Annotated in this window: 21 protein-coding genes; 6 read left to right on the plus strand and 15 right to left on the minus strand. The window is 31.4% G+C overall.

Annotated features, from left to right (window positions below):
- Window positions 1-132: 132 nt before the first annotated feature.
- Window positions 133-2,433 (minus strand): phosphoenolpyruvate synthase, encoded by a 2,301-nt coding sequence (ppsA, locus tag MRZ80_RS02660; protein ID WP_292535926.1) that lies wholly within the window; start codon window positions 2,431-2,433, stop codon window positions 133-135.
- Between the two features lie 296 nt (window positions 2,434-2,729).
- A complete protein-coding gene (gene rplJ, locus MRZ80_RS02665) occupies window positions 2,730-3,215 on the minus strand; it encodes a 50S ribosomal protein L16 (protein WP_292535928.1) in 486 nt (161 codons plus the stop codon).
- A 328-nt stretch (window positions 3,216-3,543) separates the two neighbouring features.
- Between rplJ and MRZ80_RS02670 the strand changes: the two genes are divergently transcribed.
- A complete protein-coding gene (locus MRZ80_RS02670; RefSeq protein WP_292535929.1) occupies window positions 3,544-3,768 on the plus strand; it encodes a KEOPS complex subunit Pcc1 in 225 nt (74 codons plus the stop codon).
- Window positions 3,769-3,858: 90 nt separating this feature from the next.
- On the opposite strand, the gene MRZ80_RS02675 is transcribed toward MRZ80_RS02670, so the two are convergent.
- On the minus strand, window positions 3,859-4,626 hold the full coding sequence (locus MRZ80_RS02675) for a peptidylprolyl isomerase (RefSeq protein WP_292535931.1): 768 nt from the start codon (window positions 4,624-4,626) through the stop codon (window positions 3,859-3,861).
- Complete coding sequence (locus tag MRZ80_RS02680; RefSeq protein WP_292535933.1) at window positions 4,617-5,729, minus strand: nucleotidyltransferase family protein; 1,113 nt, start codon at window positions 5,727-5,729, stop codon at window positions 4,617-4,619. Before MRZ80_RS02680 ends, MRZ80_RS02675 begins: the two co-directional genes overlap by 10 nt.
- A gap of 160 nt (window positions 5,730-5,889) precedes the next feature.
- On the opposite strand from MRZ80_RS02680, the gene MRZ80_RS02685 reads away from it, so the two are divergent.
- A complete protein-coding gene (locus tag MRZ80_RS02685) occupies window positions 5,890-7,179 on the plus strand; it encodes a dihydroorotase family protein (protein ID WP_292535935.1) in 1,290 nt (429 codons plus the stop codon).
- A 548-nt stretch (window positions 7,180-7,727) separates the two neighbouring features.
- Here the strand turns inward: MRZ80_RS02685 and mcrA are convergent.
- Genes mcrA through mcrB form a run of 4 tightly spaced genes read right to left on the minus strand, consistent with a single transcriptional unit; the run spans window position 7,728 to window position 12,054 of the window.
- Window positions 7,728-9,389, minus strand: a complete 1,662-nt coding sequence (gene mcrA / locus MRZ80_RS02690; protein WP_292535937.1) for a coenzyme-B sulfoethylthiotransferase subunit alpha — start codon at window positions 9,387-9,389, stop codon at window positions 7,728-7,730.
- Window positions 9,386-10,186 (minus strand): coenzyme-B sulfoethylthiotransferase subunit gamma, encoded by an 801-nt coding sequence (gene mcrG, locus MRZ80_RS02695; protein WP_292535939.1) that lies wholly within the window; start codon window positions 10,184-10,186, stop codon window positions 9,386-9,388. The genes mcrA and mcrG overlap by 4 nt, the downstream gene beginning before the upstream one ends.
- Before the next feature lie 6 nt (window positions 10,187-10,192).
- A complete protein-coding gene (gene mcrD, locus MRZ80_RS02700) occupies window positions 10,193-10,708 on the minus strand; it encodes a methyl-coenzyme M reductase operon protein D (protein ID WP_292535940.1) in 516 nt (171 codons plus the stop codon).
- Window positions 10,709-10,725: 17 nt separating this feature from the next.
- A complete protein-coding gene (gene mcrB / locus MRZ80_RS02705) occupies window positions 10,726-12,054 on the minus strand; it encodes a coenzyme-B sulfoethylthiotransferase subunit beta (RefSeq protein WP_292535942.1) in 1,329 nt (442 codons plus the stop codon).
- Between the two features lie 712 nt (window positions 12,055-12,766).
- Between mcrB and MRZ80_RS02710 the strand changes: the two genes are divergently transcribed.
- Window positions 12,767-13,714, plus strand: coding sequence for a hypothetical protein (locus MRZ80_RS02710; RefSeq protein WP_292535944.1), 948 nt, complete (start codon window positions 12,767-12,769; stop codon window positions 13,712-13,714).
- A 686-nt stretch (window positions 13,715-14,400) separates the two neighbouring features.
- On the opposite strand, the gene MRZ80_RS02715 is transcribed toward MRZ80_RS02710, so the two are convergent.
- Genes MRZ80_RS02715 through MRZ80_RS02725 form a run of 3 tightly spaced genes read right to left on the minus strand, consistent with a single transcriptional unit; the run spans window position 14,401 to window position 17,218 of the window.
- Window positions 14,401-15,831 carry a Ni/Fe hydrogenase subunit alpha gene (locus tag MRZ80_RS02715; protein WP_292535946.1) on the minus strand — a complete coding sequence of 477 codons (1,431 nt, stop codon included), beginning with the start codon at window positions 15,829-15,831 and terminating at the stop codon, window positions 14,401-14,403.
- A 35-nt stretch (window positions 15,832-15,866) separates the two neighbouring features.
- Entirely contained in the window at window positions 15,867-16,787 is a 921-nt protein-coding gene (locus tag MRZ80_RS02720) for a F420-nonreducing hydrogenase (protein ID WP_292535948.1), read from the minus strand.
- A gap of 2 nt (window positions 16,788-16,789) precedes the next feature.
- A complete protein-coding gene (locus MRZ80_RS02725) occupies window positions 16,790-17,218 on the minus strand; it encodes a hydrogenase iron-sulfur subunit (protein ID WP_292535950.1) in 429 nt (142 codons plus the stop codon).
- A 672-nt stretch (window positions 17,219-17,890) separates the two neighbouring features.
- Between MRZ80_RS02725 and sufC the strand changes: the two genes are divergently transcribed.
- Both sufC and MRZ80_RS02735 read left to right on the plus strand, forming a co-directional pair.
- A complete protein-coding gene (gene sufC, locus MRZ80_RS02730) occupies window positions 17,891-18,628 on the plus strand; it encodes a Fe-S cluster assembly ATPase SufC (RefSeq protein WP_292535951.1) in 738 nt (245 codons plus the stop codon).
- Between the two features lie 2 nt (window positions 18,629-18,630).
- Window positions 18,631-19,848 carry a SufD family Fe-S cluster assembly protein gene (locus tag MRZ80_RS02735; protein ID WP_292535953.1) on the plus strand — a complete coding sequence of 406 codons (1,218 nt, stop codon included), beginning with the start codon at window positions 18,631-18,633 and terminating at the stop codon, window positions 19,846-19,848.
- A 270-nt stretch (window positions 19,849-20,118) separates the two neighbouring features.
- On the opposite strand, the gene MRZ80_RS02740 is transcribed toward MRZ80_RS02735, so the two are convergent.
- Together MRZ80_RS02740 and MRZ80_RS02745 are read right to left on the minus strand one after the other, a co-directional pair.
- On the minus strand, window positions 20,119-20,385 hold the full coding sequence (locus MRZ80_RS02740) for a PRC-barrel domain-containing protein (RefSeq protein WP_292535955.1): 267 nt from the start codon (window positions 20,383-20,385) through the stop codon (window positions 20,119-20,121).
- A gap of 162 nt (window positions 20,386-20,547) precedes the next feature.
- Window positions 20,548-21,141: an NTP transferase domain-containing protein gene (locus MRZ80_RS02745; RefSeq protein WP_292535957.1), complete on the minus strand. Its 594-nt coding sequence runs from the start codon at window positions 21,139-21,141 to the stop codon at window positions 20,548-20,550.
- 225 nt (window positions 21,142-21,366) lie between these two features.
- Here MRZ80_RS02745 and MRZ80_RS02750 point away from each other — a divergent pair, with 225 nt between their 5' ends.
- The gene (locus MRZ80_RS02750; protein WP_292535958.1) at window positions 21,367-22,239 is read left to right on the plus strand and encodes a zinc metalloprotease HtpX; all 873 of its coding nucleotides are present in this window, start codon (window positions 21,367-21,369) and stop codon (window positions 22,237-22,239) included.
- A gap of 124 nt (window positions 22,240-22,363) precedes the next feature.
- On the opposite strand, the gene MRZ80_RS02755 is transcribed toward MRZ80_RS02750, so the two are convergent.
- Entirely contained in the window at window positions 22,364-23,722 is a 1,359-nt protein-coding gene (locus tag MRZ80_RS02755; protein ID WP_292535960.1) for a methanogenesis marker 14 protein, read from the minus strand.
- An 11-nt stretch (window positions 23,723-23,733) separates the two neighbouring features.
- Complete coding sequence (mtrH, locus tag MRZ80_RS02760; RefSeq protein ID WP_292535961.1) at window positions 23,734-24,666, minus strand: tetrahydromethanopterin S-methyltransferase subunit H; 933 nt, start codon at window positions 24,664-24,666, stop codon at window positions 23,734-23,736.
- Window positions 24,667-24,691 lie beyond the last annotated feature (25 nt).

A 24,691-nucleotide genomic window follows, 5' to 3' on the forward strand; every position in this document is an offset into this window, starting at 1 on the left:
TATAAAAATTAGTAATTTTAATTAATTTATAGCTAAATTAGAGCTATTAAAATAAGAGTTTTTAAAATTATGTTGTTTGAAAAAAAATAATGAAAAATTAAAAAAAATGGGTGGTGAAGAGTGTTTGTGTACTTATTCATTTCTTAGTGCTTTTTTTGCAGCGTTAAGCATAATTTTCTTTTCTACTTTTGCTACAAGTTTTCTGATTGTTTCTACTGCATCTGTGTTTGCTGAGATACTGTCTATTCCTGCTTCTACTAGTTTTTCAACTATTTCAGGTTTACTTCCTGCTTGTCCACAGATACTTGTTGTTACTCCTGCTTTGTTACATTTTTCAATTACACTTACTAGTAATTTGAGTACTGCAGGGTGTGCTTCTGTGTAGTGTTTTGCTACTAATTCATTATTACGGTCTAATGCTAATGTGTATTGTGTTAGATCGTTTGTTCCGAAGCTTACAAAGTCAAGTCCTTCTTCTATGAAGTCTTCGATGATTATTGCTGCTGCTGGTGTTTCTACCATCATACCAAAGTCTACATCTTTGTGTGGTTCAAGTCCTACAGATCTTGCAATTTCTTTTGCTTGACGAAGTTCTTCTGGTTTGTGTAGTAATGGAAGCATTACTCCTATATTTGTATATCCTTCTTCGTGGAGTTTTTTGATTGCTTTGAATTCTGCTTTTAGAATATCTGGCTGATCAAGTTCACGTCTAATTCCTCTCCATCCAAGCATTGGGTTTGCTTCATCAGGTTCGTTTTCTCCACCTTCAAGTGTTTTGAATTCATCTGTTGGTGCATCAAGTGTTCTGTACCATACTGTTTTTGGATAGAATACATCTACTACTTTGAGGATGTTTTCAACGAGGATGTTTACAAGTTCATCTTCACGTCCTTCATCTATGTATTTGTATGGTACTGTTCCTGTTGCAAGCATCATGTGTTCTGTTCTGAGAAGTCCTACTCCATCTGCTCCTGTTGCATATGCTTTTTGTGCTGCTTCTGCCATACTTACATTTACTTTTACATCTGTAACTGTAACTAGTGGTGCTGCTGCTGCAACTGGTGCTGCATTTTGTGTTTGTTCTTCTTTTGATGCTGAAAGTTCTCCTTCATATACAAGTCCTTTTTTACCATCAATTGTTACTTTTGTGTTTTCTTCAAGAACTGATGTTGCTTCTCCTGTTCCTGATACACATGGAATTCCAAGTTCACGTGAGATAATTGCTGCGTGACATGTTACTCCACCTTCATCTGTTATGATTCCATTTGCTCTTTTCATAGCTGGTACCATATCAGGTGTTGTCATGGTTGTTACTAGTATATCACCATCAAGGATTTTGTCAAGTTCATCAAGTTCTTTAATTATTTTAACTGTACCTGATACTAAACCTGGACTTGCTCCAAGACCTCTTGTAATAATTACTCTTTCTGAATCATCTAATGATTGGTTGTTGAGTTCTTCATCTATATTATCAAGTGTTGTAATAGGTCTTGCTTGTAACATGTAAACATTTCCACCTTCAATACCCCATTCTGTATCCATTGGAGCATTGTAGTGTTTCTGGATTTTACGTCCAAGATTTGTGAGTTTATCAATATCACTGTTACTTAATACTCTTTTATCAACCATATCTTCTGGAACTTCAACTTGTACTGTTGCACCAGTTTCTGGATCTTTTTTAAACATGGTCTTTTTAGAGTTTATTTTATATGAAAGTATTTCATCAGATTCTTTGTCATAACGACATGTATCTGGTGTAACTGTTCCTGATACAACTCCTTCTCCAAGTCCCCATGCTCCTTCTATGAGCATTTGTTCTTCACCAGTTGATGGTTCTGCTGTAAACATTACACCTGCTTTTTCTGAATCTACCATTTGTTGTACTACAACTGCAATTAATACTTCAGAATGATCAAAGTCATTTTCTACTCTGTAAAATATTGCTCTTGCTTCAAAAAGTGATGCCCAACATTTACGTACATTAATAAGAACATCTTCAACACCAGCAATGTTAAGGTATGTTTCTTGTTGTCCTGCAAATGAAGCATCTGGTAAATCTTCTGCTGTAGCAGATGATCTGATAGCTACAACTGCATCTTCAATATCTACATCAAGACATAATGCATTGTATGCTTCGATAATTACACGTTGTAAATCATCAGGAATTTCTGTTGTTATGATTAATTCTTTAATATCATCTGATACTTTGTTAAGTTGTTGTGTATCATTGATGTCAAGACCATCTAACATTTCAATAATTTTATCTTCAATTCCTGTTTTTGTTATGAATTTATGATAGGTTTCAGAGGTAATTACAAAACCTGGTGGTACTGGAATTCCAGCATTTGTTAATTCTCCAAGGTTTGCACCTTTACCTCCTGCTACAGGAATATCATCCTTACCTAAATTTCTAAAAAATTCAACATAGTTCATTGATAACACTCTTCTTCATTATTTTTTTGTTGTATAATATTATATACTATATTTTTAATTCTGTAATTGTATTTATGGAGTTTATATCATTTATTAAATTTCATAGAAAATATATTAAAAAAAAGTAGTAAAATGGATTATATAAAAAAAGAAGGTGAATTTAGAGTTAAAATCTTATTCAAAATTCTTTTAATATAGAAAATAATATTTAATCTTCGTATATGCTATGATAATCCATTATCTTCTTTTTATATAATTTCTAAAAGAAAAATTATAATTAAATAATTTTCTTATATTTAGAATTGAACAAGATCTTGTCCTTTGTCTACAACTATTCTGCAGCTTACAGGTAATTTCATACCTGCTCTGTTAAGTGCAACTTTTGCTTTTTCAAAGTCTTTTGCATTAACATAAGCTGTGATAATTTTTTGGTTTGCACGTACTAAAGCTTCTGAACTTACAGCTTTACCGAAAGCTCCTCTCATTCCGCTCTGTACCCTATCTGCACCTGCACCGGTTGCCATTGGGTTTTCACGTACAATGTGGTGTGGGTATGTTCTGATTTTTAATCTGTATCCCATTTTACCTGTTGTTCTTTGTAAGTATCTGTTAGCTGCAATCCTTGCTGCTTCTAAAGAATTGTGTGATAAGTGGGTGTGTTCTTTAACTTCTAATGTAACTTCTAATGGGAAGTCTTCTGATAAATTTCCCATATCGTATTGTACAATTTTTGATGATGGGATTTTTCTAATATAATCTTTTCTTGTGTATGGTCTTACCATTGATTTTTCCTCCTGATTAATAAAAAATAATATAAAAAAAACCTTTCCTAATGTATCAACATCAAATGATGTAATCTATTAATTTTATCTTAAGGTAAAAAAAACTTTTCTTTCTTCTCTTTTAATATTTGAAAAAGATTTTTTTAAATATAATTTGAACATGAAAACAATAATTCATGAAATTATAATATACTAGTTTATGTTATGTTTTAGATATTATATAAAAATAGTGTTAATTTTTAAAATAATTACTAAAAAATTACCTTAATATTTTCACATAGATATTAAAAATAAAATTTATCTATCTAGAAAAAAATACACTAAGTATATGAAAATAAAAACTAAAATAACATTCACATATAACAATGAAAAATATGCTAAAATTGCATATGATAGTCTTTATCCTGATAATGAAGGTTTTCTTGATGCACATGTTGATAAAAATAAGCTAATATGCTACATTGAAAATGAGAAAATAACAACTGTGCTAAATACAATTGAAGATCTCATCCACTGTGAAAAAGTTGTGGAAATGACATCAGAAATTGTATAATAATTCAAAAAAAAAGAAGATCCAAATAAATTGGTCTTTAACCACCAATCTATCTTATTTTTCCCCCTTTTTTTATAAAAGCTTGTGTATCTATTCTTCGTCTGCTAATTTTTCAGGAACATCTTCTGCTGCTTCAGCATCTGCTTCTTCTTCTTTAGGTTCTTCGTATTCATCTACGAATTGAACTTTGTCTACACCTTCGATGTTTGTGTATGCTTCTCTTGCAACTCTAAATTTGGATAATGTTACATCTTGAACTGATCTTTGTTCAAATCCTGCGAGTTGATCGAGTTTAATTTTTGCTACTCCATCTTCAATTGTGATTTCTGTTTTTTCTAAATCAAGGTTTGGATTTCCGTAGTATACTTCAATTAATCCTTTGATTTTTTCTTCATCATCATCAATTGTGTCTACAATTTCAATTTCATATTCAATATCTTTACCTGCAAGTTCATGGTTGAAGTCTACTCTTACACGTCCACCATCGATTGTTCTTACAACACCTGTGTTTCCTTGGAGGCTGATTGGCATACCAACAAATGGTCTGATGTTTTGTTTTTTAAATTCTCTCATTGGAATTAATTGAATAAGACTTGGGTCTCTTTTACCGAATGCTTCTTCTGCTGGTATTTCTACTGTTTTTTTATCTCCTACATCAAGTTTTTTGATTTCATCGTGGAGTTTTGCAATAAGTTGTGTTGAACCTACAGCAAGAACCATTGGATGGTAGTCTTTTTGTTCGTTTTTAATTCCTGCTTCTTCTGCTACTTCTTCGTATGTTGTATCAAATACATCTCCTGTAGCTTTTACTCTTCCTGTGTAATTTAATTTTATAAAATCGTTTTCATCTATTGGCATTCTATTGCTCCTATTAAATTATTATTTTTTAAATTAAGTTTGAACTTATTTAAAACATCTTTGTTTTTATATCCTAAAACTCGTATTTTTTGTGGATAATTATTAATATATTTATGTATTTCATTCTTTAAAATAGGTGCCTCTAATACACTTAAAATTCTCTGTTTTCTATGCTTACTAAAACCATATGTTATACATTCATTTAGTGCATCTATACTACTAAATGGTCTGTTTTCCATGATATTTTTCACAGTCACATCATCCATTAGTGTAAGTTGAGATAATTTTGCCTCATCATAATTATTTGCAACATCTAAAATTAATTTCTCACATCTTACATCATGTAGAGGTGCTCTATTTTCTTCTACTTCAGATTTTAAAACATTGATTGTTTCATCTGGAAGCATGTCACTAAGTTCATCAAATCGATTTTCTGATACTTTCTGACGTATAATTGTTCCACTTACATTTTCTAATCTAGGAATAAAAATAAATTTGTTTTTATAATCAAAGTCAACCTTTGTTAATGATTTTGAAAGAGAAACAATAACATAATCATCATTATGTAGTTTTCCCTCAAGCAACACCTTTTTATCTTCCATTCGAATTATCTTATATGGTTTTGGTGCAACTGCTATACCATTATTTATGGTATCAAGTATTATTTTAAATTTAGGGTCATTACTAATATATCCTCTTGGAATATAATCAGCATTTAATGCCTTAAACATCTTAGCAAGACAAAGTGAATATTGACCAGATCCCATAACCCCCATAGGTGGACCTTCAACTACAATATCTGCACCAAGCGAAACTGCAATTTCAGCCCTCTTCTGGCGTGTAAGTATGTATGGAAGACCACGACCATTTCTTTCAAAAAGACCTGGAATAACAGCTACAAATAAAGCTTCAGGATGAAGTCGTTTTGATTCATTCATACAATACATATGTCCATTATGCATAGGAGAATACTCTGTAAAATCTGCAATAACAGGATATATATTCTTATTTGATGTATATTCTATCTTCTCAGAATTTAAATCCTTATAAAAAGTTTCCATATCTTCTAAAATTATCTTCTCAGCAAAATCTGAAATATCCATTTTTCCTAATAACTCCTAAATTATAAATATAAATTATCAAAAATGATACTATACAATACTATTAGTTAGAAGTAATTATAATAAATAACTTATAAAAATAAGAAAAAATATCATAATAACAACAAATACCTAGAAATAACAAATGGGGTTGTGGATAGAAATGGGAAATATCATACTTAAAAACTGTAAAATGATAGATAATGAAGTTGTAAATATCATAGTAGATGATGGAAAAATAAGTTCAATTAAAAAAACATTAAAAACATCAGATACAACAACAGATAACATAATAGATATAAAAGAAAACATCATAATACCAGGACTTATAGATACACATGTACACCTAAGAGATCCAGGACTAACACATAAAGAAACATGGACTACAGGATCACAAGCAGCAGCAAATGGTGGATATACAACAATTGTAGATATGCCAAATACAATACCAAAAACAGATACATATAAGGCATTTAAAGATAAACAAGAAAATGCATTAAAACATTCATATACAGACTTTGCACTAAATGCTGGTGTAAAAACAAAAAAAGATGTAGATGAAATACTAACACTAAAACCTGCAGCATATAAAATATTTATGGACTTACATGACAACAGTCAGCTTGATGAAATGTTTAGCTACATTCAAGATACAAATAAGCCACTACTACTTCACTGTGAAGATAAAACACTAGTTGACTATAACATAAAAACACTAAGTGCAGATGCTAAAAATGATATGAAACTTACAACATACTCCTATGCAAGAAGTGCAATGGCAGAATTCATAGCAGTAAATCGTGCAATAGAACTTGCAAAGAAATATAACATACAACTTCACATCTGTCATCTAAGTTGTCGTGACACATTTGAACTAGTAAATGAGGCAAAAAGTAAGATTAACATAACAGTTGAAGCAACACCACATCATCTATTTTTAGATAATGAAACATACAACACATATGGAATGCGTGCAAAAACAAATCCTCCACTTCGTGATAAAAATCATAACATAACACTAACTAATTTACCTGATATAGATTCAATAGGAACAGATCATGCACCACACACACTAGAGGAAAAAGATAAAAATACATGGACTACAGCATCAGGAATACCAGGACTTGAAGTAACACTTAAACTTCTACTAACAGAGGTAAATAATGGAAATATCACACTAAAAGATGTAGTTGAAAAGACAAGTACAAATCCTGCAAAGATATTTAACATGAAAAATAAGGGAGAAATAAAAACAGGATATGATGCAGACTTCACTATAGTAGATATGAAAAAATCTGGAAAAATAGATGTAGATGAATTTAAAACAATGGGAAAATACACACCATTTGAAAATAGAGAATATACTGGATCAAATATTATGACAATAAATCGTGGAAACATAATAGCAGATATGCAAGATGTCTATAAATATGATGCAAAATACATCTACTAAAACTAGAACTTAAATTCCCCACCCTACATAACACCCTTTTTACTATTTATCTTTTTTTTATTTAGTAGATTAAGTATTATTATAAAGTAGAAATTATTTTAGAAAGAATTTTATTAAAAATTAGAAAATTAAATATTGAAAAATTAGTTTTAAAATTTATTTAGAAAAAGAATTATTTTTATTTTTAAAAAAATGTTTTAAAGAAAAAAGAGTATGAATAGATTTTATCTAATTCATAAATCATGTGATCTATAACTACGTAAAGTTTCTATATTAGATAAGCAGTGCAGACCGATTCCTTGTCTACCTGAGGTAATACAGGTCCGTATCTTGCCTACTTTTACTTATAAAAATCTTTTTTTGTATACTAAATGAATTAAACCTGTCAGATCATAAGTATGTCGTAAGATTTAATGCCATATTAATATATGAAACAACTAAGTTTCACGTAATAATATTTCATAGTCATTACTATTAAATGTAACCTAATATTACTCTTTGTTTTTCTAAAGCATTTTTGAATTTATAACTTATTACAGTAACTCAACTTATAAAGCTGGGTTGATTAAGTCACGTTCTCCACTAGGCATGAACTCTCTTACTGCACCTTTTGCGATACATTTTCTTGGGTGTGCCCAATCGAAGTCAAGCATCTCATCTGCGAATGCAACTTTTATAAGTGGGTTGAGTGCAAATGCGTCTCCTCTTGCTGCGTGAGGTGCTTGTGCAATACCTGCGTATTCAGGTTGGTGACCTACGTTCATTGCGTAGTTAGGGTAGTTAGGTCCTCTTAGTTCGTGAATAAGTCCTTCATCACTTCTAATTGAAAGTGTGTTGGATGATCCACATTGATCTTGTAAATCGTAACCGTAGAATCCTAATCTGCTGTGTCCTTCTTTGTGTAATAATTGACTTAAGTACCATCCGTTAAGACCTGCGTTTGAGTTACCGGTTGCGAATGCTACTGAACAACCTGCACCTGCTGCAAGTACAGCTGCTCTCTGTGATCCACCAAAGTGGTCTTCGAGTGCTGCAGGGATTTCGTATTGTTCAAGTCCGTATAAGGTTACTTCTGAAGCAATGTCTCTTACTACATCTGTGCTGGATTCGGTTTGTGCTAATCCGCCGTATTTTGTTTCTACGTAATCTTTACCGTAGTATATGAAGTCATCTAAGATTTCATCTGTGTATGCTGCTGTAGCATATTGTGTAAATCCTACTCCACCTGACATGTATGAACCTAACCATACTTGGTCGTAAAGTGGTGCTGCTCCACCGATTACTTCTAAGGTGATTTCTGCTGGATCTTCACTTACTCTGCTGGTTTGTACCATATCAGAGAATGCACCGAAGGTTACTCCTCCAGGTTCGTTTGGTCCTCTTGCTCTTCTTGCTGGCATAGCACTTGCCATTGAGATAACATCTGCGTGTTTTGCTGCGTATGAGAAATCAGCAATAGCTGCTTCTCCTGCACATAATTTGTATGCAGAAATGAAACTCATACCGATCTGCATAGCAGACCATCTTGAGGTTGTACCTCCGTCACAAGCACGTACTACAAGTGTAGGTACTCTACTTACTTGGTAGGTTTTTTTACCTATGTATTTTTTGAGCATTTCAGCTTGTTCTTCAGGGAACTGTTTGTTAATATCAATTACAAATCTTGAATCGATTTGGTCGATTAATTCATCGTCACCTGAGAAGATTTTTGCGTATGAATCTGCTACAAGTCCAGGGTCAACTTCTACCATGTGTTCTTGTACAACTGCTCCTCCAGGGAGTGCGTGGTTGATTGTTTCAAGGTATTCGTTGATTGTTTCAGGAGTTACTTCTACTCCTAATCTCTGTTCAAGTACACCGTGAGCTGTATCCATACCTACGATAATTGTTCTTTTAATATCGTCTGTTAATTGTTGGATAGCTGAGTTGTTACAGAAGTGAAGGTCGTCTCCTTCAACGTATGTGTCTGTTCCAGATACTTGGTAAGCCATTAATTTTCTCTGTCCGAGAGGTACTCCTATATCTGGGTTGTAGAATGGAAGTCCTCCACGTTTTTCGTTAATAGCTTTTTGAGCTTCTTCATTGAACTCTTTTTTTCTAGCGGATTGTTCCCATCCACCGTAACAATAAAATTTAGTGTTTTCTTCTGCAGGGTCTTCATCAAATTTTTCTTGTAAAGCCTTTAAGAATAATTTTTTTTCTGTATTCATTGGTTACCACCTAATTTACTTTGTAAATCTTTATCGAATACGTCTAATCCATATCCACCGAATGTTCTTGCGAAGTGAACATCTTCTACTACTTTAATAACTTCTGGGTCGTCTCTGAGACTTACGTTATCGTATCTGTAGATTGTGGTAATGTTTTTAAGTTCGTCTTCTGGTAATGGTTCTCCTACATCGATAGGTTCATCAAGTTCTACTCCTACTTGATCTTTTACGTAAACTACGTGATCTTTTTCTTCGTCGTATACGTATCTTTGTAATGCGTCGAACATTAAACCATTTTCGTCAAGTCTTAAGGAGTGTCCGTGTACTGTTGCTCCTCTTAATCCTGTTTTTGCTGTATCGAAGAATTCGGATTCGAGTAATTCTTTTGATACTTTTTCTAAGTCAGATTCTCTCATTTCGATAACTTGTCTTCCTGAGAGTGTACCTGTATCTACTCCTCTGTATCTTCTCATGTATGATCTTGCTCTGTCGTAAGGTTGAGCAGGAGCGTTGTACATTGAGTCAGCAAATTGGATGTATCTGATACGGATTCCTTTTTTAGCACCGTCGATTGGTTCTACGAAATCTTTCATATCGTCTTCTTCAAAGTCCATTTCGTCAAGAGGTGGGTGTACTGTTTTGTAACCTTCTCCTGGGTTTCTGTGACTTAAGAGTTTTACTATATCGTCATCTGCAATATTTCTAAGTTTTTTAAGTTCATAATCCTTGTTCATGTGTTTTTTACGGTTTTCTGCAATAACACTTTCACCAGGATAATATTGTACGTCATATGCCATTTACAATCACCTAATATATCTTATGGTTTCTGATGATTTTGTATTTGGATCAACTAATCCTATGAGTCTTGAATCAATTCTTCCTTCAAAACCTTTTCCATATTTCATGTAATCTGAAACTGTTGTTGTGGTTTTTGTAAATACTCCAGTTTTTACTGTGTATCCAAAGTTAAGAACTTCATCTAAAACTTCATTAGTTTTTTCCACAAAATCTTCAAGCTTATCTAATTGGACTGTTAATATGATCTCACCAACAGAAACTTGTAATGGTACGTCATTACCTTTAACATTGATAGTAGTTCTATCTGTATGATTTACAGGTGTTCCTTTTGCAGGACCCATAGTAACTACTGTGGGTAATTTTTCTCCATTTAGTAAAACTCGTAAAACTCCATCAAAGTCCATTAATTCATTAAGTATCTTCTCTGCTGTTTTTGGTTTTAATATTCTATCTGGAAATATTTTAACATCTGTTGCTTTGATAACATCTACTTCTTCTTGTTGATTTGCTTCTGTTGTCATACTAATTTCCTCCTAATTTAGATTTTATCTTTTACTTGACCTGCTCCTTCAGCCACATATTTAACTGGTTCTCTTAATTGGTCTACACTACCGTATACTTCTCCAACGAGTGCTGATGTTGATTCTACAGAGAACATCTGTGTTCCTGCATCTAATGACATAGCAGCTGCGTTACATGGTATTGCGTATCCTTTACTGTGTCTTGTTACTACGTGGTTACCGTTGAAAATACCAGGTCCTCCACCACCGTAAATACCGTGTGAGAAGAAACTCATACCTACACCTGTACCCATTACTTTACCGAAGTCTACACCAGGTAATCCTGATTCGTATTCTAAGATATCGTTAAAGTATAAGATTGAAGATGCTACACCTTGTGCTGCTCTTGCTGCACCTACGTTTACGATTGTTGATGCTACGAGACCTGATGCTGCGTATGCATTCCATAAAGCCCAGTCAACTGGTTCGTAAACTTTGTATCCGGATGCTAATGTTTCTTTTACTCTGATTACTCCATCATCTAATGCTCTGGAGATTGTTGCTTCAACTACGTCACCGAGTGTTGCTTTACCATTTTCTTTTACTAATTCATAAACCATATTGTTTGCGTTTAATCCTTGGTATGCTAATCCTAAAAGGTGGCTTCTTTCGAATGCACCGATAGCGTCACCCATTTCAAAGGTTGCACTTTGTTCGAGGATTGATGATAATGCTACTGCGTTGAGTGTGTTTTTCTTAGTAATTGCTACTACGTGGTTTACTCCAATGTTTCTTAAACTGTATCCTAAACCTTCAAGGTGAGTTGTTTGACCGAGTAATGTGGTTACTGCTCCACCTAATTTTACGTTATGAGGATATCCACCCATTGCTGCTGTTTTAATTTCAGAAGCATTGAATTTGTTTACATCGAAAGTATCGAGAATAGCTTGTACTAAAGCTGCTCCTGATGCTAATGGTGCTACTGAGTAGTCACCTGAAGTTGCTAATCTTACTGAAGGAACTTGTACTAATAACTGTTTTCCACCGTTTAATAGTTCAACATTTAAGTCGTCGTCTTCTTCAACTTTTAATATTTTTTCTATTTTTTCAGCAATAACAGCTGCGTTATCTACGATGTCTAATTCTAATTCTCTTCCAGGAACAAAATTAGCTTTTCCACCGTAAGCTCCGTTTGCTAAAGATTTTTCAATACCTGCTAAGTTAATAGCTACTGAACGCTTAATTTCTTGTATAATGTTTTTTATTGTTGGGTTAATTACAGGACTTACTGCTTCTAGAGGTACTTGTTCTTCTAAAAGTTTTCCGTCTACCCCATACAAATCTATTTTATCGTCATATGTTGGCATTTATATGTACACCTCTTAAATTCATATTCATTAAGAAATGAAATTATCATATTCATTCCGGGTCTGATATTTTCTTTATTATTTTCTTATTTTCACTGCTATAATCATATTTTGCTCATTGTTTATTTAGTTGGTAAAAATAATTAATGAAATAAAAATTATAAACATTTCATACATAATAATGTAGTTTGTGAAAAAAGATTCAGCTTATAAAAAGACTAATTTATCTTTTTTGTTAAACTTAAATAATTGAAAAACATCCCTCCAACTATTATCTAAAAATACATTTCCATAATTGTGTTCAAATATATCATACAAAGCATAGCAATTCATAAAAGGAAACAACTTGTAATTGAAGTTGTGATTTTAGAATTCATTGATTTTAGTAATAACTGTATTCATTGTAGTATTCAATCATGAAGTAATACAAAAGTATACATTAGTTGAATATTTTGTAATACATTTATTTGTATTTGTAATGAAATATTCTTACATTTGAAATATTTAATAAAATTTACATATAAAAGTTTTTATAATTTCAGTAAAAATTTAGTTATAGCTAAAATGCTTATTTTTAAGTTAAATTATAAATAGATAATAAAGAATTAATTATCATGATTTATAATTATTATAAAATTTATATTTTAAATTTAGGTAAATGAAAATCAAGTAATTTTAAATTAAATGTTAAATAAGAGAGTATGGGATTTTTATGGATGATATTTTAGGAAATAGAAAAATAACACAAGAATTTATAACGAATATATTTGATCATCAAGATGGTGAGAATCTTAATATATTATATAATAAGGCTGCTAAAAATCAAAGAAATTGTAATTTGCCACTATCATTTGAATGTGATCTTTATCAACCTTTCAGTTATGCTGTTGTTGATAACTGTCCAAGTTGTGGTTTTAGACGTGATGAATCTAAACGTCAGTATAATCCATTATATATTCAAAATATTATAGAATATAAACTTCGAGATATTAGTAAGTATAATATTGGTGGAATTAATTGTTTTTCTAAGAGTGATTGTAAGTTTTATGAACTTGAACATCTTCTTGGTATTGTTTCAAAATATGGTGTTGATGTTAATGTTAAATTTTCAAGTATTGATGATTATTTTGAAATTAATAATAATGATGTTGTTGATTCTATTATTATTGATTATATGAATACAACATACCTACCTTCAAATGTAAATCCTCTTAAAGAATTCAAAAACAACAAAGCTAAAGTTGATGAAATAACAACAACTAATGATAAAATTAACATAGTATATGAATTAATGATAAATTATAATGAATCATACCATGATATCACAAATACATTAAATAATCTTATTAAAATTAATCCAAAAACAATACAAGTTATAGGATATGATCCCTTCTGTGATACACCTGGTGAATATCATCCACAATATAAAAAAGATTACCTGCAAAAAATGCTTGCAATACTGAGAGTTATACTACCTGATGTAAAAATAAAACTTCAATATGCAACAAATAACAACAATAATATCACCGAAAATATGAAAGTTGCACTAAATTGCATAACTGGAATATATCCTGATAAAACAAGCAAACAATTCAATGCTGATAAAATTATAAAATACACAGATGAATATAATAAAATTAATAATATAAAAATAAGCTAATAAAATAAGATTTTCACATTTTAAAAAAAAATTAAAGAATAAACCGATCCTATATGTGGATATAAGATTTAGGTCTAAATTTAATTTTTCTTTCGCGTTTCTCTAATTGAATTATTCTCCAAAAAAATATGAAATGTTACATATCCTTTATGGAATGAATTTTTTCTAAAAAAATGATTCTAAAATGTTTTATAGAAGGAGCATTAATTAAATAATTTAACACTCTTAACTACATTTAAAATATCTCTTATTTTGTAATATATAAAGGTTGTTAAATTTTCACAAAAAAAGCATAAACTCCAAGTATATATAATTTGATAAAAATAGAATTTAAAATTAAATAAAGCTCTAAATTAAAAAAAAGAAATTTGATTTTAAAAAAAAATAAAAAAACATGATTCATTTAGTCAAAAGCTAATTTTTTTTATACTAATAAATTCATGTTCCCTAATTTGTATTATTTTAGTCATAATTGTTTAAAGAATGCTACAAACAATATATTAAATACAATATCTAATTAGAATAAAAGATAAACTAATAAAATATTTTGATTATTTTTGATTATTTGAAATAAAATAAATAAGGAGAAAAAACAGAAAAGTTCTGCTCCATCTTTTACTTATTTTATAATGTAATTACCCACTTTCTTATCTAATATAAGAAAGATTGTATTTTTAGATTTTTACTTACATTTTTTTAACTAAGTTACCCATGTGGTCGTAAATTTCCACTGTGGAAAGTTGCATTTGGGTATCTAACTGGTGGGTTGCACATGATAGACATGGGTCGTATGCACGAATAACCATTTCCATTAAGTTGAAGATTTTGTCATCTACTTCTACACCAGGTTTAATGTAGTTTTTAGCTACTTGTTGAATTCCCATTTCCATAGCTGGGTTGTTTTGTACTGTAGCTACTACAATGTTTGCTTTTGTTACTAAACCGTTTTCATCAGTTTCGTAGTGGTGGGTTAAGGTACCTCTTGATGCTTCTACAATACCTACACCTTTACCTGTGATTTGATCACGGTCGATTGCTTCAGGACGTTTTTGTCCGGATAAGTCTCCTTCAAGTCCGTCTACTGCTAATTCAGCAGATGCTACAAGTTCTATTAATCTTGCAGGGTGGAATAATAAAGGTTCTTGTGCGTATCCGAAGTTGTCTCTGAATTCATTTAAGTATGATTGTGCCATTTCAGCTGGGTCAGGCATTTTTGTACATACGTTAATTCTTGATAGAGGAGCTACTCTGTAGATACCTTCTGGGTATCCTAAATCTTTAATGTATGGGAATTTTAACCAGGAGTATGGTTTTACAGATTCTGCCATGTAGTCAGGGTATTCTTCTGATCCGAATTCTGCGTATTTTTTACCTTCTTTGTCGCATAATCTTACGTTACCGTTGTACATATCCCAACTTCCATCTTTTTTGTCAACAAGACCACAGTGGTATGTTTCAACATTTCCTAATGTTTTGATTAAGTCCATGTTTTCTTCAAAGATAGGTTGAGCTACATCCCAGGTATCGAGTGAGAGTTCAAGAGCTCTTTGTGCTTTTACTAAGTTGTCTTTTTGTTCTTCGTCTGTTAATTCAGTGGTAATTCCACCAGGTGTGTTTGATACTTGGTGAATTGGTCTTCCACCGATAGCAGCTACGATATCTTGTGAGTTTCTTCTTAGTTCTAAAGCTTTTTTAGCTAATTCAGGTTTGTCTTCGATGATTTTGAATACGTTTCTTGTTTTTCTGTCTGATCCTGCAATAAAGTCAGGAGCTGATAAGAAGTAGAAACTTAATGTGTGTGAGTGCATTACAGAAGCCCAGTTCATGATTTCTCTCATTTTGTAAGCTGCTGGATATATTTCATCATCGTTAAATCCGAAGATTTGGTCACATGCTTTAGCTGCTGCTAAGTGGTGTTGTACATCACAAATACCACAGATTCTTGGTACGATTCTAGGTACTTCTTCAATTGGTCTTCCTTGTAAGAATTTTTCAAATCCTCTGAATTCCATTACGTGTAATTTTGTATCTTTTACATTTCCTTCTTCATCAAGGTCTACGGTAATTTTTGCGTGACCTTCAATTCTTGTAACAGGTTCTAATGTTAATTCTACCATTTAAATATTCCTCCTAATATAATAAAATAACAAATCTAGTTTCTAAGTTTTACAGGAATTAAAGCTGCTGGTAATGTGTATGTGTAGAATGTTCCTACTACATCTTCAATTTCGTTTGCAACTTGTTCTGGATCTACTGTTGTATCTTCTTCTACACCGAAGTCTGATGCGATAGCACTTATCATTTTTGCTCCTGCATCAATAACTTTGTCAGTTGGTCCGTAACATCCACGACATGGGGTGTCTACTGAAGGACATTGTGCTCCACATAAAGGACGTGTTGCAGGACCTAAACAAATAATACCTTGTGGGATTAAACATAAGTCTTTGTCTGTTGCTCCAACTTCCCAAGGTCTTTTGATGGTGTCCATAGCCATTGACGTAGGTGGTTTTTCTCTTTCACATACATCACAAAGGTTGTTATCAGGAATTTCTAATTCTTCACCTTTTACGAGTGAGATAATTACTTGTGCAATTACTTCTGATTTAGGTGGGCATCCTGGTAATGCTGCATCTACTTTAATTACGTCTGATAATGGTCTTACTCTGCTTTTGAGGTGTGGTACACCTTCGCTAGGTATGATTTTGTCAGGGTTTACTGTAGATATTGAGTTAAGGTATGCTTCTTCTTCTAATTCTTCTCTTGTGAATAAGTTTCCTAATCCAGGAATTCCTCCGAATTCAGCACATGTTCCGTAAGCGATAACCATTTTTGCTTTTTCTCTTAAAACTTTTGCAAGTTCTTCGTTTTCATCGTTTACGATTCCACCTTCAATTAATACTATATCAATATCATCTGGAATTTCGTCGTATTTTACATCCATTAATACTGGGCTGAATTCAAATTCAGCAACGTCTAATACATCTAATAATAATTCGTGTAAATCTGTTAAAGCAATGTGACATCCTGAACATGCTCCTAACCACATTGTTGCTATTTTTGTTTTTTCTGCCATATTTAATCCTCCTGAGCTAATATATCTTTAAGTGGGGATGGACCGAGTTCTTCGATTTCTGCTGTTACTCTTCTGATTGTTGTAGCGAATTTTTCACCTTCAGAAGCTGAAATCCAGTCGTGTTGTACTCTGCTTCTTTCGAGTCCGAGTTCATCTAATAATCTGTAGATTAATCTCATTCTTCTGTCGAATTTGTAGTTACCTGTACTGTAGTGGCAGTCTCCCATGTGACATCCACCAACGAATACTCCGTCTGCTCCTTCTCTTAGAGCTTTGAGGATAAATTGAGGTTCAATTCTTCCTGAGCACATTACTCTTATCATTCTTATGTTAGGTGGGTATTGCATTCTTGATGTTCCTGCTGTATCTGCTCCACCGTAGCAGCACCAGTTACAACTGAAAACGATTATTTTAATTTCATCGTTAGCCATTATTTTTCCTCCTATTAAAAAAAAACATGATTATTTATTTTATTAAATAATCTGTAAACTAATAATGCTCCTTAGAGCATTTTATAATATTAAACACAAATTGTACCAGTTAAAAGTACAATTCTTTAAAAATGTACAAACTAAAATAATAATGTACAATACTATATAATATTACTTATTATTATAAAGGTTGTTTTATAAAACCAACCATTAAGTTTAAATATAATGAATGAAATTTTCTTGGTTTTTTGGATATTTTGGTATACAAAAATTTTATAAAAAAACGCCTTAGAATGCTTCTTTTTTAAAATAGAATTTTTTTAAATTTTTTTGTGTTTTTTATTTTTTTTTGAAAAAATAATTAAATTTTTAGGTTAGCTTAAAAAATAACTATGATAAATTATGATAAATTATTAAATTGAAAATTAAAAAATAATAATTTAATAAAAAAAATCTATATAACAACATTATAATAACAAAAGTAAAAATTTAACAATGTTAAAATAACCACTTTATAAAAAAGATATAGAAAATATAACAAGCGTTAATTATAAAAGATAACAAATATAAAATTAAAAATTATATTATATATGGAAATATATTTTTCTTAAGAAAAAAATTATTCAATTTAAACAATTAATTATATAGATAAAACTTTAACAGGGTGATTGAATGCTACTTGAGATAAAAGATTTAAAAGTAGAAGTAGAAGGCAAAGAGATATTAAAAGGAGTAAACCTTAAAATCAACGAAGGAGAAACACACGTTTTATTAGGACCAAATGGTGCAGGAAAAAGTACACTCTTTATGACAATACTAGGATTTCCAAACTACAACATAACTGGTGGACAAATCATATACAAAGGTCAAGACATAACAAATATGGAAACACCAGACAGAATAAAACTAGGACTAGGTGTAACATTCCAAAACCCACCAGCAATACGTGGAGTAAAACTTGAAGATCTTCTTAAAATAGAAGATTCAAAACACGAATACAAAACAGATGAAGAACTAACAGAAGATGTAAAACAACTAGGAGAAAGACTAAAACTCAACGACTCATTCCTAAATCGTGATGTAAATGTAGGATTTTCAGGAGGAGAAGTAAAAAGATCAGAACTACTCCAACTACTAGCACAAAAACCAGACTTCATCATGTTTGATGAACCAGACTCAGGAGTAGACATAGAAAATGTAGAACTTATTTCAAAAGAAATAAAAACACTACTAGACCAAGACAACTCAGATAGTCAAAAAGGTGGATTACTCATCACTCACCTAGGATACATACTTGACTTTGTAAATGCAACAGATGCACACGTTCTAAAAGACGGTGTAATAGTAGCAAGTGGAGAACCTAAAGAAATACTAGATACAATAAGAGAATCAGGATTTGGAGGTGTATAAGTATGGTATCATTAAAACAAAAAGCAGAAAAAGCAGCAGATAAAAAAGCACCAATAGGAGCAGATGTAGACTTATCAGAATTTGAAGCAGCAGATGAATTTGAACATGAAAGAATTGATTCACTCGAAGATCTCGACAAAGTAGATCTTGAAACACTTGCAAGTGTAGGAATGGAAACAGATGAAGAAGAAAGATCAGCATCATTTTTACAAATGGATCAATCAGAAGTACTCGTACAAAACATGTATCCAGGCGTAGAAGTAATGGGAATTAAACAAGCACTTGATAAATACGACTGGTTACCAGACTATATGTGGAAAGCAGTAGCAGTAGATGCAGATAAATATACAGCAAACACAGAACTAGGTGCAAGAAGTGGATACTTCATAAGAAGCCAACCTAATACAAAACTAGAACTACCTGTACAAGCATGTATGTACATTGAAAATGAAGATGTACAACAAACAGCACACAACATAATTATAGCTGAAGAAAACTCAGAAATAAACATCATCACAGGATGTTCAACAGCAGCACACGTTGATAAAGCAGCACACATTGGAGTATCAGAATTCTACCTTAAAAAAGGTGCAAAAATAACATTTACCATGGTACACAACTGGGCACAAGATGTAGATGTAAGACCAAGAACAGGAGTAATAATGGATGATGACTCAACATACATATCAAACTACATCCTAGCAAAACCTGTACACAACCTACAATCATACCCAACAGCATATGCAAATGGTAAAAACACAAAAGTATTCTTCCAATCAATACTTGCAGGAAAAGAAGATTCAAACATAGATCAAGGATCAAGAACAATACTTAAAGGAGAAAACTCACAAACAGAAATGATCACACGTGCAATATCAGAAGATCAATCAACAATATATACAAGAGGAGATCTTGTAGGACTATCCAAAGATGTACGTGGACACCTTGAATGTATGGGATTAATTTTATCTGATGAATCAAAAATATACTCAATACCTGAACTTGGTGGACAATGTACAGATATGGAATTATCACACGAAGCTGCAGTAGGAAAAATCGCAGAAGAAGAAATCCAATACCTAATGGCTAGAGGATTAACAGAAGATGAAGCAGCATCAATGATTGTAAGAGGATTCCTTGACATAGACATTAAAGGATTACCTGATGAACTTGCAAAAGAAACAAAAAGATTAATTGACTTAAGTATGGAAGGAATGTAATCACCCAAGATACTACAATACCTCCCCTTCCAAACACCTTTTTTTATATAAAACTACTATTTTAATTAAATAAAACTACTAATTTTATCAATATATTAAATAAATCTATAAAAAATTAAACCACACATATAATTCTGATAAAAATAATTCAAAAATTATAAAAAAATAAGAAAATTCTAAGTAATAATAAAAAAAGTTAGTAAGACAATATATTACTCAAAAAAAAAGAATTAAAATAATAAAAAAAGAAATAAATAATTTCCTTAATTACTACCCTGATATAATTATAAATTCACCAACTTTTTCTACTTTACTAAATGGTACAACAAGTAAATCTCCATTACGTTTAGCACCTTTAAAAGATATGTTTCTTTCTGGATCTGTTTTTACAATGATGTCTGTGATTTTACCTGTTTTTTCATCGATTTCAAGTTCATGTAAGGTTCCAAGAATACGAGCATTACTTGTTGCTACTTGATAATCATAAATATCTGCCCATAATTTTTCTTCACCTTTAATTAGTTCGCGTTCTGTCATTAATTCCACCCAATCTATTTCATTTTATTTACTTGTCTTCTAATAATGGTCTAAATTCCATTTCTAGTTTTTAAAATTAAAAATTAACATGTTGGTAATATTAATAAAAATATTTTTTTACTATAATATATATCTATGAATAGATAATTTATATAAATTTATTTATTTTTTAATATAATGCTCTGATAAATTCAAATCATTTAATGTATTAATATTAAATGCAAGCTCAACATTATGTGATTCATAAATACTTTGATCTTGCTCTTCATTATTTGCCAAAAGAAGATTAACACCAGTAGGTACAAGACCCTTATAAACAAGTGTAGGTGTAATTCTATACTTTTTAAATAAAGAAGCAGGTACACTAACACACATTGCAGGCTTACCACGTTTATAGTAGTTATCTAAAACATCATCAATCTGTTCACCAGTGATAAATGGAAGATCAGCAACAATGGTCATAATAACTTCATCTTCTTCTACATACTTACGATTAGATAATATGCTTGCAAGATCCTCAATATATCCTTCACCATCTGTATGAATAACTCTTACTGGAAACTTCTTTGCATACTCAGATGTATATGGAGTATTATCACTTACTGCCACTAGAATTTTATCAATAAATTCAGATTCAATTAAAGCTTCAATAACATAGCTAATCATTGGTCGTCCATTTACCTTAATCATTGGCTTTTCATAATCCAAGTCCATCCTAGTGCCTTTACCACCAGCCATTATTAAAGCAGTAGTCATTTTTTTAAAAACCATCCCTATTTTTAATATAAAATAATTCAATTATTAAAGTTAATTAATTTAGTTAATACTTTATCTAAAGTAATATTAAAAATCTATGAATATATTTCAATTTTTATAAACTTTTTTATCTAAGTTTTTATATAAGATGTAATAAAATAACTATATAAATCAATATATTTTTTTTAATATATGATCTATAAAATTTAAAGGATTTGAAAGAAAATGTTTGAAAATTTTAAAACAGTACTTCTTCTCGGATCACTTACAGGAATTCTAATAGTTATAGGTGGAATTATAGGATCAATATTCCACTTAGCATCTCTTGGAATTATTATTGGATTTGTACTTGCAGTTGGTATGAACTTCATATCATACTTCTATTCAGATTCAATTACACTAAGTGCATATAATGCAAAGATTGTAACACCAGAAGAAGCACCAGTATTACATGAAATCGTAACAGAACTTGCAAATAATGCAGGAATCAAAAAACCAAAAGTAGCAATAATACCATCATATGAACCTAATGCATTTGCAACAGGTCGTAATGAAGATCACGCAGTAGTAGCAGCAACATCAGGAATTCTCAATTTACTTACACATGATGAAATAAAAGGAGTTTTAGCTCACGAAATAGGTCATATTAAAAATAGGGATATTCTCATAAGCTCAGTTGCAGCAACAGTTGCTGGTATGATAACAATGGTTGCAGATCTTGGAAGATATGCAGTATTCTTTGCAGATGATGAAGATGGTGGTGGAGCAATTGCATCAATACTTGTTGCAATTATAGCACCTATTGCTGCATCAATTATACAACTTGCAATTAGCCGTTCACGTGAATATAAAGCAGATGCAACAGGTGCAATGATTACATCAAATCCACTTGCACTTGCTGATGCACTTCGTAAAATAGAATCAGGAATTATAGACCAACCAATGGATGCAAAACCTACAGATGCACATATGTTTATTATAAACCCATTTGAAGGTGCAGGTCAAAAACTTCTTAATCTATTTTCAACACACCCATCAACAGAAGACAGAATTAAACGTCTTGAAAAGATGAGTGTAACAGGTGAATACGATATATAATCGTAATTCATCTTTTTAATCTTTTTTTTAAAACTATTTTTTTTATTATAAAACTAGACACTTTTTTTTATTGAATATTTTTAATTTATTTAAAAAAAAGTAAAAAAAGTGGGTGTGGAGAATATTATTTCTTGTTATATGCTACTCTTTGCTGCATTATACACATACCATTTTTAAGTCCACCTATAGGATTTATTGGACTTCCAAGTGAATTCATACAACGTGCCATCATAAGAGCACCAAGAGCAAGACCATCTTGCATAAATATTATATCATCAAAAATATCACTTATATAATCTGTTGTTAGTTGTCTTTTACATCCTGTAATTGCAGCACGCCCAGTAATTCCAACAGACATATCCTGACATATAAGATTAAGTTTCTTACATTTACATACAATTCTTTTAATTAAGTATGCATTAATATCATCAATTTGAAGCATTATCTCATCATTGTTGTAGTTTTTGATACATCTATTAAATGTTTCAATTAACTTTTTTTCATCATCAATTTTTGATCCTATAACTTTAATTGAACTATCATTATATTCACTTCTATCAACTTTTACACCACCATATTCACTAACATCTGGTGGTACTTCATCTACTGTGATATATTCATGAATTTTTTGTGTATTTTGTCCTATTTCATCGTAGTTTTCAATACTATATACACTTTCATCTACATCTATTGCTGAGTCTGATTCATTTATTATTTCACATCCACGAAGTAGAATGTCAGATATTGCACCTGCAACTCCAATAAAGTAACATAGTGTATTTGCATAGGGAGTAGAACTATCCACTATACATCCTGCAAGTGTTGTTCCCATATCAATTGACATAACAGGATTTCTAAAGTCAACTAATGAATTTTTAGATGCAAGCTTTATACCAGCATTTACAAGTTCACTTTCCATCTGATTTGATACTAATGCCTTATATGCTGGATTTACACTTACAATTGATCCATCAAATTCTATTGTATTGAAAAATGAATATCTACGTATATGTTGTGGAATATTATCAAGCTTAAATGGTGCTTTCATCTGTGAGGGTGTAATACCACATTTTAAACATCCATCAGATAATGCTTTAATTATAACTCCCATCATATCAGAAAGTTCTGCTACTGCAACAATTCCAGTTGATCTGACAACAAAGTCAAGATCATCTACTTCAAGCTGTGCACCACTTAAACATTCACATATTATATCATAAATTGAATCTACAATTGCCTCTTTTGATAATGGCTTTTGCCAGATTGTTTTTCCAAATACCTCTTCACCAGCAAGGGGACTTCGTATGTTACGTGTTAGTTTTACACATTTATTTATAAGATAGCTTTTATTTGTCTTAAGATTTGTTGTTATGATAAATGATTTTATTGTTGTATTTCCAAGTTCTACAGAAAGTACTGTGTAGAAGTTATCGACTATAACATCTTTTGTAGTATTTTCAATTTCAATATATTCCTGCATCATAAACTCCTTTTTTATAGTAGGTTTTTATATGGATGTGAATCTATGGCATCTATTCCTATTGCTTCATTTGCCTCTGCAATGAACATATCTGTCATTGCACATGCACTAAATGCCATTCTTGTATTTTCAATAGGACCGAAAAGTACAAAGTCTCCTCCTGCCATTTGCTGAATTATATTTGCTCCAACATCACATACAGGCCATACTTCTGGATGTTGTTTTTTATAGTCTTTTACCCAACTCCATGCTGATGGTACGTTATGTACTCCACTTCCTGCTGGATATCCCCATTTGCTTTTTTCATTTATTGTGGTTTTTATTGCACTTCCTCCACCTTGTCCTATTGGTGTTACTGCAACATCCATTAATGGTTTATATATTCCACAATCTTGTGCTATTTCAAGAAGTCCTTTTTCTAGTATTCCTGCTCCATCATCCCATAGACTGATTTTTCCTTCTACTCCTGGCTGTGTTGGATTAAATCCCAGAATTATTGATGATGTAATATCTGAATCTGTTAATGCTTCAATCTCATCTGAGTCAATTGACATATTTATTGAGTTATATATTGATCTTTCAGCAAGCCCATTTTCTGTTACATATTTTGCTGCTGTTATTCTTGCATCTGCTGATGTTGAATCAAGAAGAAATGGTGAATCTGTTATTGATTCTATGAAGTCTATATATTTTACAATTGCCTCACTTGTTGCACCAAATATCTGTACAATGTTTGGATTTCCTGTTGTATCTGTCATTTCATCCATTGTATTTATAAGATCTTCTGCTTTTTGTTTATCAAATTCTCCCTTTTTTTCATCAGATATTATGTTATGTCCTGCATAAAATATTGTTCCTGCAAGTACTGTTGGATATTCACCAGGTTGTCCTCCAACTTTTATTCCACCAATATCAAAGACTTCCTGTTTTTTTTCAAATTTAAACATTTCCAATCTACTCCCCATCAATTCT

Source organism: Methanosphaera sp. (assembly GCF_022768985.1).
Lineage (GTDB): Archaea > Methanobacteriota > Methanobacteria > Methanobacteriales > Methanobacteriaceae > Methanosphaera.

Bases quoted from the DNA above. Each gene is read 5' to 3' on its own strand.
- ppsA (WP_292535926.1), bottom strand. From the start codon at position 2,433: ATGAACTATGTTGAATTTTTTAGAAATTTAGGTAAGGATGATATTCCT.
- rplJ (WP_292535928.1), bottom strand. From the start codon at position 3,215: ATGGTAAGACCATACACAAGAAAAGATTATATTAGAAAAATCCCATCA.
- MRZ80_RS02670 (WP_292535929.1), top strand. From the start codon at position 3,544: ATGAAAATAAAAACTAAAATAACATTCACATATAACAATGAAAAATAT.
- MRZ80_RS02675 (WP_292535931.1), bottom strand. From the start codon at position 4,626: ATGCCAATAGATGAAAACGATTTTATAAAATTAAATTACACAGGAAGA.
- MRZ80_RS02680 (WP_292535933.1), bottom strand. From the start codon at position 5,729: ATGGATATTTCAGATTTTGCTGAGAAGATAATTTTAGAAGATATGGAA.
- MRZ80_RS02685 (WP_292535935.1), top strand. From the start codon at position 5,890: ATGGGAAATATCATACTTAAAAACTGTAAAATGATAGATAATGAAGTT.
- mcrA (WP_292535937.1), bottom strand. From the start codon at position 9,389: ATGAATACAGAAAAAAAATTATTCTTAAAGGCTTTACAAGAAAAATTT.
- mcrG (WP_292535939.1), bottom strand. From the start codon at position 10,186: ATGGCATATGACGTACAATATTATCCTGGTGAAAGTGTTATTGCAGAA.
- mcrD (WP_292535940.1), bottom strand. From the start codon at position 10,708: ATGACAACAGAAGCAAATCAACAAGAAGAAGTAGATGTTATCAAAGCA.
- mcrB (WP_292535942.1), bottom strand. From the start codon at position 12,054: ATGCCAACATATGACGATAAAATAGATTTGTATGGGGTAGACGGAAAA.
- MRZ80_RS02710 (WP_292535944.1), top strand. From the start codon at position 12,767: ATGGATGATATTTTAGGAAATAGAAAAATAACACAAGAATTTATAACG.
- MRZ80_RS02715 (WP_292535946.1), bottom strand. From the start codon at position 15,831: ATGGTAGAATTAACATTAGAACCTGTTACAAGAATTGAAGGTCACGCA.
- MRZ80_RS02720 (WP_292535948.1), bottom strand. From the start codon at position 16,787: ATGGCAGAAAAAACAAAAATAGCAACAATGTGGTTAGGAGCATGTTCA.
- MRZ80_RS02725 (WP_292535950.1), bottom strand. From the start codon at position 17,218: ATGGCTAACGATGAAATTAAAATAATCGTTTTCAGTTGTAACTGGTGC.
- sufC (WP_292535951.1), top strand. From the start codon at position 17,891: ATGCTACTTGAGATAAAAGATTTAAAAGTAGAAGTAGAAGGCAAAGAG.
- MRZ80_RS02735 (WP_292535953.1), top strand. From the start codon at position 18,631: ATGGTATCATTAAAACAAAAAGCAGAAAAAGCAGCAGATAAAAAAGCA.
- MRZ80_RS02740 (WP_292535955.1), bottom strand. From the start codon at position 20,385: ATGACAGAACGCGAACTAATTAAAGGTGAAGAAAAATTATGGGCAGAT.
- MRZ80_RS02745 (WP_292535957.1), bottom strand. From the start codon at position 21,141: ATGACTACTGCTTTAATAATGGCTGGTGGTAAAGGCACTAGGATGGAC.
- MRZ80_RS02750 (WP_292535958.1), top strand. From the start codon at position 21,367: ATGTTTGAAAATTTTAAAACAGTACTTCTTCTCGGATCACTTACAGGA.
- MRZ80_RS02755 (WP_292535960.1), bottom strand. From the start codon at position 23,722: ATGATGCAGGAATATATTGAAATTGAAAATACTACAAAAGATGTTATA.
- mtrH (WP_292535961.1), bottom strand. From the start codon at position 24,666: ATGTTTAAATTTGAAAAAAAACAGGAAGTCTTTGATATTGGTGGAATA.